Below are 22,415 nucleotides of genomic sequence, written 5' to 3' on the forward strand. Positions count from 1 at the left end.
ATGACGCAGGCGAATCTCACCGAGACACTCTTCAAACCCCGTTTCAAACACCCTGAAACGTCGACGCTGGTGCGTCGCTTTAATCCGGGTACCCAGCCTGCCGTCCAGTCCGCGTTAGACGGTAAAAACGTGCCTCACTGGTATCGCATGATTAATCGCCTGATGTGGATCTGGCGCGGTATCGACCCCCGTGAAATCCTCGATGTGCAGGCACGTATCGTGATGAGTGAAGCCGAGCGTACCGACAGCGAACTCTATGATACCGTGGTGGGCTACCGTGGCGGAAACTGGATCTACGAGTGGTCTAAACAGGCGATGGTCTGGCAGCAAAAAGCCAGCCAGGAAGAGGATGCCACGCGCAGCGGCAAGCACTGGCTGCATGCGGCCAATCTCTACGCCATCGCCGCGTATCCACATCTGAAAGGTGATGAGCTGGCTGAGCAGGCACAGGCGCTGGCGAATCGCGCTTACGAAGAGGCGGCTCAACGCCTGCCGGGCCAGATGCGCGAACTCGAGTTTACCATTCCGGGTGGGTCATCCATCACCGGGTTCCTGCATATGCCTGAAGGTGAAGGCCCGTTCCCGACCGTCCTCATGTGCGGCGGGCTGGATTCGCTGCAAATCGACTATTACAGCCTGTATGAGCGCTACTTCGCACCAAAAGGGATCGCGATGCTGACGCTTGATATGCCTTCAATTGGTTTCTCATCCAAATGGAAACTGACTCAGGACTCCAGCCTGCTGCACCAGCATGCGCTAAAAGCACTGGAAAACATTCCTTGGGTTGACCACACCAGCGTGGCGGCATTCGGCTTCCGTTTCGGCGCGAACGTCGCGGTGCGTCTGGCTTACCTTGAATCTTCTCGCCTTAAAGCCGTCGCCTGCCTCGGCCCGGTCGTACACGCCCTGCTCAGCGATCCTGCCCGTCAGGGCAACGTACCTGAAATGTACCTTGATGTGCTGGCCAGCCGTCTTGGCATGCATGATGCATCAGACGAAGCGCTGCGCGTTGAGCTCAATCGCTACTCGTTAAAAACGCAAGGCTTGCTGGGACGTCGCTGCCCAACGCCGATGCTCTCTGGGTTCTGGAAAAACGATCCGTTTAGCCCGGAAGAAGAGTCGCGCTTAATCACTTCGTCATCTGCGGATGGCAAATTGCTTGAGGTGCCGTTCAGCCCGGTCTATCAGAATTTCGACAAAGCACTGAAAGAGATTACGCGCTGGATAGCTCAGAGATTGTGTTAATAGATTGCTAAATTTCGCTGGTTTGGTAAAACAGTGGCTTCACAAAAGGAGATCGCAATGACGTTACCGAGTGGACACCCGAAAAGTAGATTGATTAAGAAGTTCATGGCTCTTGGCCCGTATATTCGAGAAGAGCAGTGTGAAGAGAATCGCTTTTTTTTCGACTGCCTGGCTGTATGCGTCAACGTGAAGCCTGCACCCGAAAAACGTGAATTCTGGGGCTGGTGGATGGAAATGGAAGCAGAGGAAAAACGCTTTACGTATAGCTACCAGTTTGGCCTGTTTAATAAAGACGGCAACTGGCAGGCGACCACCATTAAAGATCAGGAAGTCATTGACCGCCTGGAATACACCCTGAAAGAGTTTCACGACAAAGCGAGCGCACTGCTGGCGACTCTGGATCTCAAGTTCGAACCCGCAGATGACTTTTCCAGCGAAGCGGTGAAGCTGACTGCCTGATAGCGTCACAGCGCCGGGTGGCGGCTTCGCCTTACCCGGCCTACAAAATGCACTATCCCGTAGGCCCGGTAAGCGCAGCGCCACCGGGCAAAAAAAATCCCGGCTTAACTGCCGGGATTTTCTTATTCGGATAATCTTAGAACTGGTAGGTCATACCCAGTGCAACGATGTCATCGCTGCTCACGCCCAGTTTATTTTTGTCGTCAATCTGGTTGATTTTATAATCAACAAAGGCGGACATATTTTTGTTGAAGTAATAGGTCGCGCCAACGTCAATATATTTCACCAGATCTTCGTCGCCAATACCTTCGATATCTTTGCCTTTAGACTGGACATATCCCAGGGACGGGCGCAGACCGAAGTCGAACTGATATTGTGCGACCACTTCAAAGTTCTGCGCTTTATTTGCAAACCCACCGGAAATTGGCGTCATATTGCGGGTTTCTGAATACATTGCAGCCAGATAAATATCGTTCGCATCATATTTCAGACCTGTTGCCCAGGCTTCTGCTTTCTGGCCCTGGCCACGCGCCAGCAGGTTCTGAGCGTTGGTACGGTCAGAGTTGGTGTAGGCGCCGCTGACGGCGAAATCGCTGCCGCCGAAGTCATATGTCAGAGAGGTACCAAAACCGTCACCGTTCTGTTTCTTGGCGTCGCGGTTTTCGTTTTTGCCCTGGTACTGCAGGGTCATGTCCAGGCCGTCAACCGCACCGAAGAAGTCGGTGTTACGGTAGGTGGCAAGACCGGTCGCACGCTTGGTCATGAAGTTATCGGTCTGCGCGGAAGAGTCGCCGCCGAACTCAGGGAACATATCGGTCCATGCTTCGACGTCATACAGGGCACCCAGGTTACGACCGTAATCCAGTGAACCAAAGTTTTTCAGCTTCAGGCCCGCGAACGCCAGACGCGTCTTCTGAGTAGAGTCGCTCTCGGCTTTGTTACCTGCGAATTCAGATTCCCAACGGCCATAGCCCGTCAGCTGATCGTTAATCTGCGTTTCGCCTTTAAAACCGAAACGAACGTAAGTCTGATCGCCATCTTTGGTAGCATCATCGCTGATGTAGTGCATGGCTTTCACTTTGCCGTACACGTCCAGCTTATTACCATTTTTATTATAAACTTCAGCTGCGTGAACGGATGCAGAAGCCACTACGCCCATAACCATTAATGCCAGAGTGCTCTTTTTCATTTTCGATCCTGTCTTATAAACGCGCTAAAAAATTCGCTGGACGATAAGCTCATGCTTAAGTCCCGTGAAAAAACAGGAAGGGTTTTATCGTTCTGGAATGAAACTTTTATGACAAACTAAGAATAATTTTAAAAAACTGTGATTTATTATTTCGGTAATAAAACTGTCAAATTCTCCCGCTACGCTTCCTGATCCCGCGCAACAAAGTGTTTCGCGATGTGCTAAGGCAGTTGGCAACGGGGCTGACTCCTGTTAAAACGTTCGTTTGACATTACTTTCCCTTATCGTTGAACGGCAGAGAATCATGAGTGACAGCCAGACGCTGGTGGTAAAACTCGGTACCAGTGTTTTAACAGGCGGATCGCGCCGCCTAAATCGCGCCCACATTGTTGAGCTTGTACGTCAGTGCGCTCAGTTACATGCCGCAGGGCATCGTATTGTGATTGTGACCTCCGGGGCGATTGCCGCCGGGCGTGAACACCTGGGTTACCCCGAACTCCCCGCGACGATCGCCTCCAAACAGCTGCTGGCCGCCGTGGGACAAAGCCGACTCATTCAACTCTGGGAACAGCTGTTCTCTATCTATGGCATTCACGTCGGGCAGATGCTCCTGACGCGTGCGGATATGGAAGACAGAGAGCGCTTCCTGAACGCCCGCGATACCCTGCGCGCGCTGCTGGACAACAATATTGTTCCGGTCATTAACGAAAACGATGCCGTTGCTACCGCTGAAATCAAAGTGGGTGATAACGATAACCTCTCTGCGCTGGCGGCCATTCTGGCCGGAGCCGATAAATTACTGTTGCTGACCGATCAGCAGGGGCTGTTCACCGCCGATCCGCGCGCTAACCCGGAAGCCGAGCTGATTACCGACGTTCACGGCATCGATGATGCGCTGCGCGCCATCGCCGGTGACAGCGTATCCGGCCTCGGAACGGGCGGTATGGGGACCAAGCTGCAGGCCGCTGACGTAGCGTGCCGCGCCGGTATCGACACCATCATTGCCGCCGGCAGCCGCCCTGGCGTGATTGGCGACGTGATGGAAGGCATCTCCGTCGGCACCCGCTTCCACGCTCAGGAATCCCCGCTGGAAAACCGTAAGCGCTGGATATTTGGCGCGCCGCCTGCGGGTGAACTCGTCGTCGATGAAGGGGCAACCGCCGCGATTCTGGAACGAGGAAGTTCATTACTTCCTAAAGGAATTAAAAGCGTGACAGGCAACTTCTCCCGTGGTGAAGTGATCCGTATTCGTAACCTCGAAGGCCGCGACATCGCCCACGGCGTAAGCCGCTATAACAGCGATGCCCTGCGCCGCATCGCGGGTCACCATTCGCAGCAGATCGACGCCATTCTGGGCTATGAATATGGCCCGGTTGCCGTGCATCGCGATGACATGATTATTCGTTAAGGAGCCAGAACATGCTGGAACAAATGGGCGCCGCCGCGAAGGCCGCCTCTTATAAACTGGCGCTCCTTTCCAGCCGCGAGAAAAACCGCGTGCTGGAAAAAATCGCTGATTATCTCGAATCACAGTCTCAGGAGATTTTGCTCGCCAACGAGCAGGATTTACTGGAAGCGCGCCGCAACGGTCTGAGCGAAGCGATGCTCGACCGTCTGGCGTTGACCCCGGCCCGCCTGAAAGGCATCGCCGACGATGTTCGTCAGGTATGCAATCTGGCCGACCCGGTAGGGCAGGTGATTGACGGTGGGCTGCTGGACAGCGGTTTACGCCTGGAGCGCCGTCGCGTGCCGCTCGGCGTTATCGGCGTTATTTATGAAGCCCGACCAAACGTGACGGTGGATGTCGCCTCCCTGTGCCTGAAAACCGGCAACGCCGCCATTCTGCGCGGTGGGAAAGAGACCTGGCGCACCAACGCCGCGACGGTGAAAGTCATTCAGCAGGCGCTGGAAGAGTGTGGCTTGCCGGCGGGTGCCGTGCAGGCAATTGAGAGCCCGGACCGCGCGCTGGTCAACGAAATGCTGCGCATGGACAAATACATCGACATGCTGATCCCACGCGGCGGCGCGGGCCTGCACAAGCTATGCCGCGAGCAGTCGACGATTCCGGTGATCACCGGCGGTATCGGCGTATGTCACATCGTGGTAGACGACAGCGCTGAGATTGCACCGGCGCTGAAGATTATCGTTAACGCGAAGACCCAGCGTCCAAGCACCTGTAACACCGTGGAAACGCTGCTGGTGCATCAGGACATTGCAAACGCCTTCCTGCCGGCCCTGAGTAAACAGATGGCCGAGAGCGGCGTGACGCTGCATGCTGACGCCAGTGCGCTCGCGCTGCTGCAGGATGGCCCGGCTAACGTGGTTCCCGTCAACGCGGAGCAGTACGACGACGAGTTCCTGTCACTGGATCTGAACGTGAAAATCGTGAGCGATCTCGACGACGCGATTGCGCACATCCGTGAGCATGGCACACAGCATTCTGACGCCATCCTGACGCGCACCTTGCGCAATGCCGATCGCTTCGTGAACGAAGTGGATTCCTCTGCGGTGTATGTGAATGCCTCCACCCGCTTCACCGACGGCGGCCAGTTCGGCCTCGGTGCCGAGGTGGCGGTCAGCACGCAGAAACTGCACGCGCGCGGTCCGATGGGACTGGAAGCACTGACCACCTACAAGTGGATTGGCTTCGGTGACGATACGATTCGTGCGTAAATAATCACGGGTGATGCAAAAGTAGCCGTTTGATTCAAAAGGGCATTGACGCATCACCCGGTTAGATCTAACCTTTTGCCCCGTGGTTACACTCGTAACCGGCCTCTCAGGGCCGATATAGCTCAGTTGGTAGAGCAGCGCATTCGTAATGCGAAGGTCGTAGGTTCGACTCCTATTATCGGCACCACTCAAGCATCTCTCGAAGTCTAGTCAAGCTTACTGAGCCCCTTATAATCTGTATCTTCCAGCTCTCGAGTGTATTCTGACTGTCTACTGACATACCTCAAAATCTACATGCTTATGGGGGTACATTCGGGTGGGATATGCTGTTCGGTCTTATGGACATACCCATCTGTGAAACTTGGCTCCCGCCAGGTTGACACCGCAAAGCCAAAAGATAAACCTTACAAACACTGTGATGATGGAGGACTTTACTTTTGGTTAACCCTAATTGAAAACACTATTGGCGACTTAAATATCGTGTTGCCGGTAAGGAGAAGTTGCTTGCTCCTGGAGTTAATCCCGACGTGGCTTTGGCTAAAATTCGTAGTAAACGTGAAGAAAATAAAGGGAGCATTGCTGGTGGTATTGGTACGAATGTAGCGACGAAAGAAGAGAAACTAGCCCGAGAAGCTAGTGTCCGAAACACCTTTCTGGAAATGGCTTGTAAATGGCACGCCATTAAGCTTTACAAATGGTGTGAGGGATATGCATCGGACAATATGAAATCGTTCAATAAAGACGTTTTCCCTTACATCGGCAAAAAGCCTATTGTAGATATTAAGCCATTCGAACTGCTAATGTACTTCGCTGCATGGAAACAGGGGAGAGAATGACAAGGCTAAAAAATTCAGGCAGCGCTTTAGCGAGGTCTTTCGCTATGCAATCGTCACAGGTCGAGTTGAATACAATCCCGCTCTGGTTCTCACCAGTGCAATACAAGGGCATGAGTCCAACCACTATCCTTTTCTGAACACTTCACAGCTTCCAGCTTTTGAATCACCATGAGTTATCAGATACCTCATATCTATTGAGATGACTTAAACGAGAGACGCCCACGAAGCGGCAAACATGCTCCCGTAAAATTTAAAGTCGAAGCGGTCAAACAATTTGTTTATCAAGGTCATTCCATCGCAAGCGTTTCCATGCATCTAAATGATACGGTATTAAAAAGCTGTTCCAGTTACTGCACAGGCAGGGTAACACCGGGAACATAAATGCGTTTACCGGATATATTGTCCTCAGCAAGTACAAAAGAAAGCAGCATTTACCTGCGCGTATACGTCGCAACGGCTTACGCCTGAGGTTCATAACCTATGCTGATCTCTCGCAGATGCTTGTGGACCATTAATGCGATTGTTTAGTTTAGCCTCGGGGGGCCTTAGCTATCGAAATAGATCTGAATATTCCAATACCTCTGCCTCTATTTCACGCACGCTCTTAGCGAGCTGGCACCTGATTCGCCAAAACAGTAGGGGGGCACTCTCATTGTCATTTTATCACTTAAATGTCACATCTAGTGTAGCTGCCGCTTGAAATTTACCAGCTACGGGCATTTTCCCTGTGGTAGACGTAGGCCACGCTGTCAATGAAATTGCTGATGAATAATCGTTGTCTAAATGAAAATTAAGTGCTCCATTTGTGTTGATATCTATAGCAGTTCCATCACTGTCACCAATAATTACTCCAATATCTTCATTATTAGTGGATATTGCTGCGTTATAATTTGGGGATGGCGTTGTGTTTATTTTTAATGACAGCTGAGCCTGAGCCGCAATATCGTTGCATTTAATACCAATGCTAAATTTTTTCTGAGTATAATCATCCGAAACCATGCCGATATGGGTAAATTTTTTTGCTTCTATTGAACCGAGGTCAACGTTTATTGCTTGTCCGGAATTAATCGTGCAATTTTGTGGGGCTGTAATTGTTCCTGACATGACAATATCTGCAACTGGAGTGTTTCCATAAGAATCGATGGCAGATGCTATATATAGCGATGCAATTTTTACAGAGTTAAAACTCACTGTGCCAATGATTGGCTTCGATATATATATAGATATGCTCCCCTTAGACGCTGATGTGAAATTTTGATCAGAGCATGTTGCAGAATTATTAGTGCTTTTTAAATTAAGGAATGGCACGGGAAAATATAGGCTTCCGCTTGTCGTAATGAGATAGATTTTAGTCAAAACCTCCATGTTTTCATTGAGTTTATAATATTGGTTGCCATCATTATGCCCAAGTGGCAGAGTTGAAGTACCTTTATAATAAGGAGTGTAGTAATTGCTACAACTACATTTAGCAGTGAAACTTCCTGATCCTGTCCAGTCATAGACGTTTGGGTAAGCTGTACCAGATGCATCTTCTTCCGGGTTAGAGATTATCTTATTACCCATATTGAATGTAAATTGCTTTGTTCCATTAATAGATGTGCAACTATTGTCGCCAGCTAAGCATTTCACTGAAAATACTCCCAAAAAAGGGACTGTTAAAAAATATAGTATTCTCATCATGTCAAGTAACCTAATGCTATTCCTATTACTAATATTTTATAATTAAAAGTTATTTATCACTATCACCTTCTTATCCTATTCGGGACTCATAATCTTTCGCCTTTCATGGCCAAAAATTGTATATAATGATATTTAAACAAATAAATAAGCACTTCATAACCTGTGGATGGACTGCCAAAACCAATCCAGCGACACTGGATATTTATCAAGTTCGTGGTGTTTCGGACGCCAGCCCGGTCGATGATTTATGCGTTTGGCCGGATGTTCTTCCCCCTGTTCACGCTTATATAGGCGTGAACGCACAACGTTCGCCAGAACGTCTGCTGATGAGAGCAAACCGTCAGTTGATCTGGGTGATCAACACGCAGGGTTATTTAGTCTGGTCTTCATGCATCACCAGTCGTAGTGGTCGATTAACATACTGTTCATGTTAGCTTATGTCAAAGACCCGCACGCCTTGCCGTTCCTATCCTGTTGAAAGGTAAGTTTTGGAGGCGGATTGCTACTGGCGCTCATAATTTTTCTGCTTCAGCCGGTAACTATCAGGGGGACACTACTCCCGAAATGAAGCGTACAGCCTCCTTCGTTGCCGTATTGTAACGTCGTTTTAACGGCATCAAATATCTTTTGAGTATGCCCGCAAAGACGCTATTACTGGGTATTCTGCCGTCTCAAGTATTCCCCCTGATTGCGTAATCTTATGCATAGGTTTCTGTCCGGACGGCCGTGGGCGCTTTATGCCTCGTAATTTTTTTAGGAACGAACTCAACAAGGCTAATGATTTCTAAATGATACTGCACAGCGAAATGTTCTTTGAATATAGCAGCCAGTTATTTATTTTAAAAGAATTTATGAGAGCAAAAAACTGCCTACCACCTGGTTCTGTCAGCAATAAGAAAGGTCGCAATTTTATATTGCGACCTTTCATGAAGCAAAAATAATGCTACATTTCAGGTGCTAATGTTTAGACTTTTACCAAATATATTTCAAACCTGCCATCCCGGTAATCTGACTATAATCATTTTTACCTGTCTGGAAACCTGCATTGACCCATGAATGCAGATTGTTGGTAATTCCCCCTTCAAAACCACCTTTGATTTCATAACGGCTGGAGGGGATATCGTCATACACTTTTTGCTCATTCATCTGAATAGAGTTCGCCGCAGTTTCGTGCCACCAGTTTGCTTCAATAAACGGTTCTATTATAGACCGATTTTTTATCACGCGACCAAATATACGAGCTCCCAAGCGAGTGGTAAAACCATCGGCATCTGCACCGTGAATTCTGGTGCCATTCGTTTCAGCAAAATCATCATTATTCATTCTGGAATAAATCATCTGCGCCTGAGGTTCAAGGTACAGCGATTTATCTCCGTTTTCTATAGCTTTATAAACATACCCTGTCTCCAGAGATGCCTGAAGGACGTCACTGTCATATTTTTCGGTGTTCAGTTGTTCCCCTTTAGTTTCGTTATTAAACCAGGAGTATTGGAGCGATGAATCGACATAAAGGCCTGCCATGCTTTTTGCATCCGCATACCAGGTACCATATAGCCCCGTATTGTAGCCATGTACTTTGCCAGTAGAATGACGAGCACCAGATTTAGACGTTGCTGAATAAGAATCAGTTTTTGCATATCCAGAGCCAAACATAAAACCTACATGCATACGATCATGCCCATTAGACGTCCAACTTGTCAGATCGTTGCCCAGTTGGAACATCGAGGTATAAGTCTGCTGATCGATGCTACCCGCACTTCTTCCTTCTGTACGAGAACCAGAGGTGCGTATCCATGTCGATGGCATCACATCATCCGTAGGCAAACTCTGTGTCAGGTGTTGTTCACCGATACGATCATGCATGGTGCTTATAAACATTGCCTTAGCAGCGGACTGATTACCTAAATACGAACCCGCTTCCGGACGAACAGGAGCAGCTTTTGGTTCAGGTGTTGGCTCAGGTGTTGGCTCAGGATCTGGAACTAAAGCTAAATCTGATGTCAGATACCAGTTCTTGTCAGAAGCTGAATTGCCTTTCACCAGCGTATAATCATAAGCTCCAGCAACAATACGACCATTCTGAGTGAATACACCGTCAGAATTTCCTCCTACCTCAATAACCTCAATACCCTCGATCGTTTTTGCGCCTAAACCGCCAACATTGTTGATCGTGACATTAGTGGTACCAGCAGTATCACCAGTAATTATTAGCCTGCTACCAGGTGAATCAGTATCACCATTTAACGCCATATTCATTATTAACTGACCGTTGTTACCGGTATAGTCGCCGTCTATTGTAAACGAGGACATTTCTCCATCGGACATCCCCGGTGCGGCTGAAGCAATCGCCAACGTACCATTGTTCATTAGGTCACCATTGAGTGAGCCATATCCTCCGAACGTTGCGCCTGAATCAACGGAAACATTACTATTCAATTTACTGTCACTATCAGCAATAAGCAACGCTCCCGCTTTAACGGACGTTCCTTTAGTTAAAGTGATTTCATCTCCTTTAATAAGCCAGGTGTTACTTTGTTTTTTATCGAGATATTCGAAATCAGAATATTGATACTTGGTATCAAGAACGCCAGTTCCGGTCTCTCCGAGTAATGTCAAAGTGTCATCACCCCCGCCAGCTTTAACATCTCCGACGATAACAGATGTCGTTTCAAGCTGAAGCTGATCATCATTATCGCCCATAATAATTGCATCTGTTTCGCCGGAAATTTTACCAGAGTTATGAATTATATTTTGGCCATATGACTCAATAGCTGTTGTTTTTGCGGTGATTTCACCAGCATTGTTAATATTTACCACCGAAGCATCATTGGTGGTGTAAAACACGCCCCCCATTCCCGCATCAATCTTTGCCTGTTCGCTATTGTTCAAGTTAATATTGAGAGCGGTAGTGTTGGAGGTTTGTAGATTGAACAGATATGGGCCATTTGCTTTAATGTAATTTTTGTTATCAATATTAATGCTTAAATCTTTGCTTACCGAATCTGTAGCAAATATAATTTCCTGATTACTGCCATTTAAGTCTATTGGCCCATTATTGACGAAATTAAAATCCCCGCCCACCCTATAATGAACGAAATAACGTCCGGTATTTGCATCGCTTTCAACTTTACCATTATTCAGAAAGTTCATTTGTGTTGCATCAACTTCATAAACGCAATCGTCTTTTATATCGGGAAGGATAAGAACTCCTGTCTCTGTAATTGTAATATCATCGCCATTCGTTGATATAGTATTTCCTGCATTCACGCTTTCAGTGTCGTCAATTGTTATTGGTGACGCCATGATATTTGTTGAAATAAAGCCAAGTAGTAATAAATAATAATTCAAGGGCTTTAGGTTAATGATTTTTTTGATAAGTGGATAATCTTTTGAATAACGCATTATAAACTTCCAGTAAATATGTAAAAATATAAACCCACTTTCGTTGCGAGATGGGTTTAATTCTCTTTTCCATGTCGATACATAACAATTGAATGTATCTAAATAATTCTTATTTATTGCGAAAAAAAAAGCAAAAAAAATCCAATCCTAAAAAGGATTGTAGAAAAGTTACAATGCAATCATCTCATCCATAAAAATTTCTAAACAACTGCTTGAAATTAATGAAATATTGGTAACGCATTCGTTACATTCTTTGCGGGGTTTCGAAGGACACTATTGATGGGAGATTATGCGAGTATATACATAAGGGAAACGTCTTCAGAAATCCTGAGGTAATCAAGAGATGAATATATCGCGGTTGAGGGCTGCCAGCGCGACATTCATCTCATCAGGTAACTGTGATACGAAGGCGATGGTATCAGTGATCGGACTGAGGTCCCGATAATCATTTTACTGTAAGCATAAAATCCAGCGGAAGAGCATCGTCGGGATTTCGTTAACGGCCAGCATCCACCACCCAAAATCTTTCAACTGCCGGTCTGGCTTCAACATTCATCAGGAAAACATCCCTGTTCGATTGCTTTGTGTCGTTACTACTAATCCCTTCAGTCAGAAGAATGCATTATTTTTGAAGACGGGATTCAGCCAACTTCTCCCGCAGCATATCACAAATAACCTTACCATATGTGTAGCAATTCCCGACTTTTTAACAAAAGTCATTTTGCTCTGAATTTGAAGATCCGGCGTTACCGCTTTTCGGATATTCAGTGAAAAAAGAAGAATAAGCATAGATTAAACATACATATATGTCTCGCATCTGCTATATTTACATTCTTAGCAAGTATCTGTAATCACACTCTTAGTGTTATGTATGATTTACAGAATTTGCTCACTTTAGAGCAAAGGACCTGAAGGGAAATAAAGCAATATCCATTTAACTGTTACTGAACGGCTCTATAAGCAAACGTGTATTCCCATGCGTAGGTGTCGGTGGCCGGATAAATTAACTTCTTCCTGGTTGGTCGGTCAGAGCCCACATTTCATTTGAATACACGATACTGCAAGAGTTTCTCTTATTGAAGAAAGCGAGAAAATCCTTGTATCTTAGCGTTGATAATGAATGGATTATTAATATCGCAGCGTATTAATCAACGAAAAACAGGTCATGACGTTGGAAGTAAAAATGTTTTTTTCACGAATATTTATGGTTTAAATCGATCGTCCCAGGGCATTAACCGATGAGCATCCGATTTTAATTTTTCAGCCTCTACGGGACGGTTTAAAAAGTTGAGAATATTAATCTGATCGTTATACGCGTCTTCATCCATATGCATCTTTATCCATTGGGCATTACTGCTTGCGTATCTCTCAAGTTCGGTTATATCGCCTGACTCATTAAAATTTATGAGTTGCAAAAGCGCAATATCTCGCTGATAACGCATCTGCATTAGCCAGGGTACAGACAGGCGAGTAATGCTTTGAGGTGCCTCCAGCCGGGCAGTTTCAAAATTACCCAGCACAATACTGGCGTTAAAAAGCTGAAATGAAAGCACGATGCCATACAGTGAAAGTGCAATCAGCGGAACGCGGAATAGGGAAGAGCGGAGGTTTACCACACGGGTATTGCCCTCTGCGACTGCCATCAGCAGCAGTACGGCAAAGAAATGTGCGACTGAATAGTATAGCGGGAATTCCACTTGGGTATGTAATAAAATCGGTAGAGTAATTAAAAGCGAAGCCCACTGCCATATACTTTTATGTCGGCGGAACAATACAATCCAGCTCCATAGCAAACATAGCCCGCCTGCCAGCGCCAGGATGCCGCCTTCCGCCCATATAAAGAGCGTTTCGTTGTGCGGATGTTGCATCATTTCACGGCTCGGGTTATCACCGGGCAAATCAGCCATGAAACGTTGAAACGCCGGCTCAAACATTCCAAGTCCCCAACCCCTCCACGGATGCTCGCTTATCATGCGCAGCGTGTAATCCAGCGTTAACCAGCGTTGATTGTTAGAGCTTTGATGTAAAAGTGAATCCACAACACCCTGCTGCAGCATCAACACACCGAGTAGACCACCGATTACTGGTAAGGCAACAATCAGTGTCCGTCGCCATAGAGTAGAACAAAGACGAAAGCGCTGTTGAAAAAACAATATTGACGTGCAACATACAGCTATTATCCCACCGAGCCAACCAATACGGGAGTGGAATAATACTATAGTGGCTGTAATTATGATTATAAAAGTAGATATAAATAATAATCGTAAGCGTTCCATTATAGCTTCATGAAGATTACGTCGTGTATCTGCAAGCAAGTAAAGTAACGCGAAAAGTCCAGTAGCCAAAAAAGATGCTGTAACATTTAACTGTTGAAATACACCGGGAGCATAGCCTGAATACTTTTTTGCGAGTTCGTTTAATGGAAAAGGCAAGTAATTGGGACAATAAAACCCTACTAATGAAAGGCTGCATTCAATAAAGGCAGATAAAGATATAATATAAAAAATAGCAATAGCCTCCTTCTCTTTGAAACGATGTTGCAGTAGTGTCATATAAACAAAAAAACCGGCCCAAATGCCAGCCAGTCTAGGCATTGCGTTAGGTAATGCTGTATGCGGAGACCAGAATGCAGGTATTGTAAATAATACTATGCATGCCAATATTAGCCATAAAACTGGACTGTAATGAAAGCTTTTTTTCTTGTTGAAAAGCCAAAAAAACATTCCCAGTAAAGAAATAAAACACCAGCCCAACGGATTCATTGGCAAATTCATTCCGTAATCACCATTATTAGGCCAGGGAAGATGCATCAAAAACAACCAATAAAAGCAGAAAAGCATGAATAGTGAAACGTTTATTTTTTTTAGCCAACTTTTTTTTCTAGAGTAAGTGCTCATTATAATCTCTTAAACTAAACAGTACTACGATTATGTATCATTCAAAAAAACTGATTAATAATATAACGATGCAATTGGAATATATATGTAAATAAATCGTAAGATAAAATTTATAATCAATCACCCTTTATTTTTACTTTGAAAGACATAGCTTGAGATGTGTCTTCTTTTTAGATGTAATGTCTTTACTTGTTTTCATTTTCACCTGAAAATGGTCTAATTAGATAAAGATTCATTTCTTGCTGTTATTTAAATACGAGAGTGTGCTGATAATCTAAATTGCTTTTTCATTTGAGGTGAGCTAACCAACTGATTTTAAAGGATGATGAATTCTTTCGCATGATTAACAGTGTAATAAATAGCTCAATGGATTAAATTGTCATTCATTCTTACAGGGCGAAATTATTTAATAATTTATTTTGAATGCTATTTTCATCTATAAGATACCAGTTGACTGTGTATCATAAAATTTGAATTTAATGCTGAGTATATATTGTTCACTCTACTGCAATAATCCAGGCTGAAGCAGCGCCAGCGAGAATCAGTATTTGATAATTTCATGCGCGCATTTAATCCTATTTGTAATAATCTGTAGTTGTAAACAATCATTTTGCTAGTATATCGAACGCCATCCAGAGGTGTGTGAGTTTTTTTCAATGAATTTATGTTGTTAATGTTCGTTGTATAAGTGTGTTTATAATTTAAAGGGATTTGACTTGTTGCTAAGTTATTTCCCTGAGATATATTGAAATAAAAAACGAACAAACAAAAAAACAAACAATGATGTCCCATTTTGTTTATCCTTTCTTATCAAATATTCTTCCCACGCAATAAAGTATCAATTCTTTACTTAAATAAAATAATGCATTGTCATCTTTAATAACCAATGGGATGCATGGGTAATTTTCTGGCCTTTCTTCCTGAATGGCTTGTTTTATTTCTTCTTCTGAAAACATGCTGAAATCATATTGCTCTTTATACCAATGCTCGAATTCTTCTTCAGAGGATAGTACGCGTAAGTTTTTGTTAAAATTATCTATGGTGGAAATGATTTTTTTCGGCATAAATAAATCCTCGGCAATGATAACTATTATATAGTAACATAATTCCTGGTGAGCATTATTCCAGGGGGTGGTATAGATCATAGGGAATAAAAGCCATGTTTTAAGTTGGCTTTGTGGGTTAAATTCCATAGGGGAAATTAACCTTATACATTATCATTGGCTAGTTAAAATTTATAAGGGAGTTTGTTAATCTTGCCTAAAATACCTTTCGAAAGTTCTATATATCCTCCAACTTTGAGTTCTCGAAGAATTGCCATAACTCTGCTTCTTGATAGATTTGTTTTTTCTTGTATGTAATCGCATGCACTTATATTCAAACGTACGAATTCATCTTCATTCATAAGATCCTGAAGATTTATCTTTATTAATTCGTAGGTGCTTAAACCTACGCTTGTTAGATATGAACTATATAGGCGTTTAGAACTAAACATCATGATATACGCTATCTCCTTCCAAAGATTATCTCGTTCGACAATAGCAAAAAAATTCATGGTTGGGATAATTTCATATCGGACGTTTTCACCTGCCTTTAAATAAACATCTTCGTTTACATTAATTAGAGCATTCAATCCAAAAATCATAGCACCTCTAATGTATCGTATTAATAAGTTATCATTATTGCGATAAATAGCCATGGTGCCTTCGTGTAAAATTAAAGTCATCGGTTCAGGATTATGACCAAGTGATATAATCTGGCGAGCATGTGCAATACGAATATGTGATGGAGTGGATACAGCCATAATCACTTTTTCAATATAACTTAAAGGTTTCATAGTTGTTTAAGTCCAGTTGCTTAATTATGCTAAGTATAACAAAAAAATAGCTATTCATTAGATTTTAATCTTTAATGGTAACTTAAACAATTTTTCGAAAGGGTTTATCGTTAAACAGCTTTTTTACTGGCTGTTTAACGAATATCTAAAACATCTTAATTGTAGGCGAAGGACATCGTAATCACCGCACTGATCGTTCCCGGGGTAACGCCACCTGATTTGCTAAATGCACGTGTCTGTAGATCCCAGGTTGGTTTACCGCCCGTTGCATCAGCAATAGTAATCGTCGATGTCTTACCGTTACCGTATGCTTCTCCGGCCTTTCCTTCTAGCTGTACGGCCACGTTGGTTGCCGTACCGGTGTTGCTGTAGAGAGTGTTCGCGTCAGCTGCATCAGAAGTGCCATGGAAGGTTGCTGTCACGCTGGATGTCCCTGCCGGGCAATTTTCGAGGGACACCGTAATAGGCACCCATGCAGAGCTGCTGCCGGCGGCATTTAGATCCGACGTTTGCAGATCTTTACCACTACCTAAGTCAATAGTCATATTTTCGCTGTCGGCGCTGACTTCGCACGGAGAGGCAACCACGTTACCTGTTATGTTCAGCGTCACCGGATCAGCGAGGGCAAAATGTGCCAGACCCGAAGCGATATAAAGTGCGGTCATTGTTGCGAGAGAAAATTTATTAATATGAATCATAGGTATAACTCGTTTATACAGATGTTGAATGCAGTGATCCCACTGCGCCAAAGTCACTAATAACACTAAATTGCAGATTTCCGCCGTTCACTCCCGAGGGGAGATCAAATGTCGTGGTGGTGCCTGGCGCGGCATAAGAGACATTTTGCAGCTTCTTTCCGGCAAGGATAATTTCATTGAAGTTGATAAAGCACGGCGTTGGATTTGTGATCTCCAGTTTATGGCCAGAGACACGCCAGCTAAGTTTGCCGCTCTCTTTTTCAACGTTAATATCTTTAAGTGCCGTCGGGCGATAAATCAGCTTGATGCTGGTAGCGACGGCTATCTGCAAGGTGTTTTTTTCGCGCGGAGCAGACGGGATAGCCTTTACGCGTAACCAGAACATCGACTCTTTATCCTGCGGCAGGCCGCCGGTCATAATGATTCGCATCAGATTCTCTTTCCCACCATTCAGTCGATAGAGCGGAGGGGTAATGATAAATGGGGGTTTTTTCGGATCGCTAGTCAGATTATCAACAACGGTTTGAATCAGATAAGGTGTACTATCCGGATTATTTACGCTTAACGACACCTCTTTTTTATCACCGTTATAAAGCAATCGAGTACCGCCAATATTAACAGTAGCGTTGGCGTTAACACAGCTTGCCGAAACTATACAACAGAGCAGAGCAGATAATATTATTTTCAACGGTATACTCCAGGGTAATGAGCTATTCCATAATAAAGTGGTTTGCAAAATCCGTGCTGATAATGCCAATATATTCTTTCTACAGGGGAACTGTCTCTGTTTTTTTAGTCCTGTTTGAAATCCTAAATAGGACTGGATTTTTATGTACATTGAGCAGTGAAACCAAGAACAATATGCCTGATGATAAAACGTGGTAACGCGGGATATCGGAATATGACAAGGGAAAGTTTAATTTTGTTTCTGGAGTATGAATAATGAAAAAGCAAGTTTTGGCTATTATTGCCGCGTCCTTTATCGCTGGCACTAGTTTCACTACTCAGGCAGCAAGCACGACGACGGTAAGCGGCGGCACCATTCAATTTTTGGGTTCCGTTGTCGACGCGCCCTGCTCTGTGAGTGCTGATTCTGAACATGGCATCGTGACTCTGGATCAGGTCACCCTTGACAGTTTGGGTACAAAAGGCACTGCATCTGGTCAGGCCAAGGCATTTAGCATCAATCTGGAAAATTGCGATGTGACTACCTATACAAATGCGACCGTGACTTTCCACGGCCAGTCCAGCCCAGACCAGGCGGGCGTACTGGCTAACACCGCGGGTTCCGGGGCGGCAACGGGCGTGGCGCTGCAGCTGTATGGTCCAGATGGTAACAAACTGGATATAGAGAAAGCATCATCCAGCCAGTCTCTGTCAAATGGTACCAACAAGATCCCAATGAGTGTGGATTACATGACGACTGCGGATGCGCCAACCGCAGGTGCGGTTGAATCTATCGCGACATTCCAGATCACTTATTCCTGATCTGAAAACGCTCTCCCGATACGAAGGGAGAGCGTTAGTTTCACACCGAATAATTATTTTTAAAGAGCAAGAGAAAATGTTTCGTCTTTTTTTAATGATAATTATCACGTTTTTATTCAGTTATTTTGCCAATGCTAAAAGTTCAGTAAATTTTAGCGGTGGCGACATGCGTTTTTATGGTTCTGTGGTAAACGCCCCTTGCTCCATAGAAGCACAAAGCCTTCACCAAAGCGTGATGATGGATCAGGTTCGGGCAGCTGATTTCCCGTCTCGCGGCAGCTGGTCAGAACCGAAAACCTTTTGGATTAAGCTTGATAACTGCAATAACGAGCTTTTTCATCTTGCCTCAGTCGCTTTTACGGGCTCAGTCGATACGAATGACCCGCAGGTTTTTAAAGCCGGTTTTGGGGCTGATTCAGCCAAAGGCATGGGGATCGGTATTTTCGACAGTAAGGGAGAGTTAATTATTCCTGACTCAGCCCCCCTTTCACTATATCCGCTTCTTGATGGAAAGTCCGTTTTGTATTTTACCGCCAAATACCGATCGGTCTCTGAAAAAGTCGTTGCAGGCGATGCCAGCGCGGCAGTGAACTTTTCAGTGATTTATCAGTAAGCAGTATAGGGAAAAGAATTGTTTAATTTTTATTTCGGAATGTGCAATGAAATCCACTTTGACATTACTACACGCTATACGTGTTTCGTTAACAGTTATAGGTATATTGGCTTCAGTTATTTCTCTCGTGCTGTCAAACAGTGCCGCTGCAGCGGGCGTTGCGTTGGGCTCTACCCGCGTGATTTACCCTCAGGACGCTAAACAGACCAGCATTAATGTAATTAATAGCGATCTGCATGATTCTTTCTTAGTTCAGTCTTGGATATCTGACGACAAGGGCAATAAAGTCCCTACGTTTTTCGTCACTCCACCGCTGTTTGTGTTGAAACCGGGTAAAGTCAATATTCTGCGTATGATCTATAGCGGCCCGGCGCTGCCTGACGATAGAGAGTCCGTTTTCTATCTCAATAATAAAGCCATTCCTTCGCTGGGCAAGTCGGCTCCGGCGGGAAATTCCCTGCAAATTGCCACCCAGTCGGTGATCAAACTTTTTGTTCGCCCGGCGCATCTGACCGTTAAGCCCGCTGATGCCGCCGCCATGCTGCGTTGCCGGGGCGAAGGACCAAACCTAACTGTTTCTAATCCATCACCCTATTTTGTCACCCTGGTCAACGTTACCGTAGGCGGTAAAAAACAGCCGAACATGATGGTTCCGCCAAAAGGCAGCGAGACCATCAAGGCAGCTGGTGCTGTCACTTACCAGACGCTGAATGACTTCGGCGCGGTGACTCCCGCGCTGACCTGCAAAGCTTAACAATGGTAAACGTGATGGCTATCCGAAAAGAAAGACGCATGCTGTCAGTTGTGCGCTGGCGCATTTCGCCGCTGGCGCTGATGATTGGTACCAACCTGTTTTCAGGCTGTGTGCTAGCGGACGAGTATTTTAACCCGGCTTTTTTGACCGACGGCAAAGGGCAGGTGGCCGATCTGTCAAGCTTTGAGCGGGGCGGCGGCCAGGCACCAGGCGTCTATCGCGTTGATGTTTATCTGAATAATGATTTCGTGGTCAGCCGTGACGTCGAATTTAAGGAACAGAAAGCGGCGAATCCTGCCGCTGATGATACGGGGCTGGTGGCCTGCCTGTCGGCAAAAACGCTGTCAGATATGGGCATCGATCTAAATATTCCTGAAGGCAAAGCGCAGGCCATTGACGGACAGTGTGTCAACATCGCTTCACTGATTGATGGTGCAACGGCCAGCTTTGACTTTGGCCATCAGCGTCTGGATCTCAGCGTGCCCCAGGTAGCGCTGAAGAACACCGCACGTGGCTACATCGCGCCCGAAAAATGGGATCAGGGCATTAATGCCCTGCTAATGAACTACAGCTTCAGCGGATCGAACAGCAAAGATCAGAGTGGTAAAAGCAGCAGTAATTTTCTCGGCCTGAACGGCGGGATTAACGTTGGCCCGTGGCGCTATCGCGACTACTCCACCTTTAACCGCAACACCAGCAGTAACGGACAGACCTCTACCGAATGGGAGCACGTCAGCGGCTTTATTGAGCGCACGATTATCGCAATGAAAAGTGAGCTCACGGTGGGTGATAACTACACGTCGGGCGACGTGTTCGACAGCATCAGCTTTCGTGGCGTGCAGTTGGCATCAGATGACAACATGCTGCCGGACAGCCTGAAAGGCTTTGCGCCAACGGTGCGCGGCATTGCCAAAAGTAACGCGCAGGTCACCATCAAGCAGAACGGGTATATCGTATACCAGACCTACGTCGCGCCGGGTGCCTTTGCCATTAACGATCTGTTCCCAACCTCCTCGAGCGGCGATCTAATGGTGGAAGTGAAAGAGCAGGACGGAAATATTCGCACCTACAGCGTGCCGTACTCGGCCGTGCCGTTGCTGCAGCGCGAAGGGCGCATTAAGTATTCTCTGACCGCCGCGAAGTATCGCACCAGCAACGATCAGCAGGAGCAGATGTCCTTTGGGCAGGGTACCCTGATTTGGGGGCTGGCACACGGTATTACCCTTTATGGCGGCACGCAGTTATCCACCAACTACAAAGCCGTTGCGTTCGGGGCGGGGTTCAATATGGGAGACTGGGGGGCTCTGTCAGCGGATATTACCGGCGCGAAAAGCACGTTGATTGATGATACTCAGCACAGCGGACAGTCGTTGCGCCTGCTTTACGCTAAATCCCTTAACGAGTTTGGTACCAATTTCCAGTTGCTGGGGTACCGCTACTCGACTTCCGGGTACTACACCTTTGCTGACACTACTTACAAGCATATGGATGGTTATAACAGCGATCCGGAAAACGAAGATAACGATCCGAGAAATGACCATCCTCATTGGTATGACTACTACAACCTCTACTACACCAAACGTGGCAAGGTGCAGGTAGACATTTCCCAGCAGCTGGGGAGGCTGGGTTCAGTGTACGTGAGTGGTAGTCAGCAGACCTACTGGCACACCGAGGGGAAAGATACCCTGTTGCAGGTGGGGTACAACACGACATGGCACGATATCAACATGGGCCTGAGCTATAACTACAGTAAATCTTACGGCCAGCCGGAAGCGGATAAAATGATCGCTTTCAACGTCTCTTTGCCCATCGGCAAATGGCTGTCGCCAAAAGATTCCACTACGCCTAACAATGCTTTTGCGACCTACAACGCCAACCATGACAACCATGGCAGCGTCACGCGTAACGCCGGGATCAGCGGAACTTTGCTGGAGGGTAATAACCTGAACTACAGCGTGCAGGAAGGTTTTGCCAACAATGGTGCGGGTAACAGCGGTAGTGCCAGTCTGGCGTATCAGGGCAGCTACGGAAACTCGAACATCAGTTACAACTACAGCGATAACGGTGATTCCCAACAGGTTAACTACGGTATCTCTGGCGGCGTAGTCGCCCATCGTCACGGTGTAACATTCAGCCAGCCGCTGGGGGAAACCAACGTACTGATTGAGGCCCCAGGCGCGAACCGGGTGCGCGTTGAAAATGCCACAGGCGTGAAGACCGACTGGCGTGGCTATGCCGTGGTGCCGTACGCCAATACTTATCGCAAAAACCGCATTGCCCTTGATACCACCACGCTGGGTGACAAAGTAGACATTGATGATGCCGTGGTCGACGTGGTACCGACCAAAGGGGCACTAGTTCGCGCTTCTTTTAAAGCGCATGTGGGTATTCGTGCGCTGCTGACGATGCTGCATAACAATGAACCGATACCATTTGGGGCCACCGTCACGCGTGACGATGAGGGGGCTGGTAGCATTGTCGGGGAAGGTGGTCAGGTATATCTCTCCGGACTCGCGCCAAAGGGCAAGCTGAAGGTGCAGTGGGGAGAGGGCGACAATCAGGCCTGTAGCGCAGACTATCAACTACCAGTTGATTCAGAAACTGCTGCCATCACCCAGATGAAAATTATCTGCCGATAACAAGG

At 46.1% G+C, this 22,415-nt stretch carries 16 protein-coding genes, 1 tRNA gene and 1 pseudogene; 10 read left to right on the forward strand and 8 right to left on the reverse strand.

Translation table 11 applies throughout. The features are described from left to right. Positions 1–1,245 (forward strand): esterase FrsA, encoded by a 1,245-nt coding sequence (frsA, locus tag AB3N39_RS04250; RefSeq protein WP_133293834.1) that lies wholly within the window; start codon positions 1–3, stop codon positions 1,243–1,245. 57 nt (positions 1,246–1,302) lie between these two features. Next, a complete protein-coding gene (gene crl / locus AB3N39_RS04255; protein WP_008500249.1) occupies positions 1,303–1,704 on the forward strand; it encodes a sigma factor-binding protein Crl in 402 nt (133 codons plus the stop codon). Positions 1,705–1,840: 136 nt separating this feature from the next. On the opposite strand, the gene phoE is transcribed toward crl, so the two are convergent. Next, entirely contained in the window at positions 1,841–2,893 is a 1,053-nt protein-coding gene (gene phoE / locus AB3N39_RS04260; protein WP_111965853.1) for a phosphoporin PhoE, read from the reverse strand. A 304-nt stretch (positions 2,894–3,197) separates the two neighbouring features. On the opposite strand from phoE, the gene proB reads away from it, so the two are divergent. The 4 genes and pseudogenes from proB to AB3N39_RS04280 form a co-directional block, all read left to right on the forward strand. Further along, on the forward strand, positions 3,198–4,301 hold the full coding sequence (proB, locus tag AB3N39_RS04265) for a glutamate 5-kinase (protein WP_021242883.1): 1,104 nt from the start codon (positions 3,198–3,200) through the stop codon (positions 4,299–4,301). Between the two features lie 11 nt (positions 4,302–4,312). Beyond that, positions 4,313–5,566, forward strand: coding sequence for a glutamate-5-semialdehyde dehydrogenase (gene proA / locus AB3N39_RS04270; RefSeq protein ID WP_127729690.1), 1,254 nt, complete (start codon positions 4,313–4,315; stop codon positions 5,564–5,566). A gap of 111 nt (positions 5,567–5,677) precedes the next feature. Further along, positions 5,678–5,753, forward strand: a tRNA-Thr gene (locus AB3N39_RS04275). Between the two features lie 167 nt (positions 5,754–5,920). Next, positions 5,921–6,562: pseudogene (locus AB3N39_RS04280) on the forward strand (tyrosine-type recombinase/integrase); the annotation flags it as partial. A gap of 503 nt (positions 6,563–7,065) precedes the next feature. Here the strand turns inward: AB3N39_RS04280 and AB3N39_RS04285 are convergent. The 7 genes from AB3N39_RS04285 to AB3N39_RS04315 all read right to left on the reverse strand — a co-directional run bounded on the left by AB3N39_RS04285 (position 7,066) and on the right by AB3N39_RS04315 (position 17,604). Continuing rightward, complete coding sequence (locus tag AB3N39_RS04285) at positions 7,066–8,082, reverse strand: fimbrial protein (RefSeq protein WP_367897091.1); 1,017 nt, start codon at positions 8,080–8,082, stop codon at positions 7,066–7,068. Between the two features lie 972 nt (positions 8,083–9,054). Continuing rightward, positions 9,055–11,484, reverse strand: coding sequence for an autotransporter outer membrane beta-barrel domain-containing protein (locus tag AB3N39_RS04290; RefSeq protein WP_133293837.1), 2,430 nt, complete (start codon positions 11,482–11,484; stop codon positions 9,055–9,057). A gap of 1,202 nt (positions 11,485–12,686) precedes the next feature. Beyond that, complete coding sequence (locus AB3N39_RS04295) at positions 12,687–14,381, reverse strand: PglL family O-oligosaccharyltransferase (RefSeq protein ID WP_143344734.1); 1,695 nt, start codon at positions 14,379–14,381, stop codon at positions 12,687–12,689. Positions 14,382–15,178: 797 nt separating this feature from the next. Then, the gene (locus tag AB3N39_RS04300; RefSeq protein ID WP_136195233.1) at positions 15,179–15,574 is read right to left on the reverse strand and encodes a hypothetical protein; all 396 of its coding nucleotides are present in this window, start codon (positions 15,572–15,574) and stop codon (positions 15,179–15,181) included. 35 nt (positions 15,575–15,609) lie between these two features. Further along, on the reverse strand, positions 15,610–16,218 hold the full coding sequence (locus tag AB3N39_RS04305; protein WP_136195234.1) for a helix-turn-helix domain-containing protein: 609 nt from the start codon (positions 16,216–16,218) through the stop codon (positions 15,610–15,612). A gap of 155 nt (positions 16,219–16,373) precedes the next feature. After that, entirely contained in the window at positions 16,374–16,916 is a 543-nt protein-coding gene (locus tag AB3N39_RS04310) for a fimbrial protein (protein ID WP_232057375.1), read from the reverse strand. Positions 16,917–16,929: 13 nt separating this feature from the next. Then, positions 16,930–17,604, reverse strand: a complete 675-nt coding sequence (locus tag AB3N39_RS04315) for a molecular chaperone (RefSeq protein ID WP_133293841.1) — start codon at positions 17,602–17,604, stop codon at positions 16,930–16,932. Between the two features lie 254 nt (positions 17,605–17,858). Between AB3N39_RS04315 and AB3N39_RS04320 the strand changes: the two genes are divergently transcribed. From AB3N39_RS04320 to AB3N39_RS04335, 4 genes are all read left to right on the forward strand, one after another. Next, positions 17,859–18,404 (forward strand): fimbrial protein, encoded by a 546-nt coding sequence (locus tag AB3N39_RS04320; RefSeq protein WP_367897092.1) that lies wholly within the window; start codon positions 17,859–17,861, stop codon positions 18,402–18,404. Between the two features lie 76 nt (positions 18,405–18,480). Further along, the gene (locus AB3N39_RS04325; protein WP_367897093.1) at positions 18,481–19,017 is read left to right on the forward strand and encodes a fimbrial protein; all 537 of its coding nucleotides are present in this window, start codon (positions 18,481–18,483) and stop codon (positions 19,015–19,017) included. A gap of 46 nt (positions 19,018–19,063) precedes the next feature. After that, the gene (locus tag AB3N39_RS04330) at positions 19,064–19,771 is read left to right on the forward strand and encodes a fimbria/pilus periplasmic chaperone (protein ID WP_133293844.1); all 708 of its coding nucleotides are present in this window, start codon (positions 19,064–19,066) and stop codon (positions 19,769–19,771) included. 14 nt (positions 19,772–19,785) lie between these two features. Beyond that, entirely contained in the window at positions 19,786–22,410 is a 2,625-nt protein-coding gene (locus tag AB3N39_RS04335) for a fimbrial biogenesis usher protein (RefSeq protein WP_136195236.1), read from the forward strand. Positions 22,411–22,415: the final 5 nt, after the last annotated feature.

The sequence above is a fragment of the Enterobacter vonholyi genome, from assembly GCF_040834095.1.
GTDB lineage: Bacteria > Pseudomonadota > Gammaproteobacteria > Enterobacterales > Enterobacteriaceae > Enterobacter > Enterobacter vonholyi.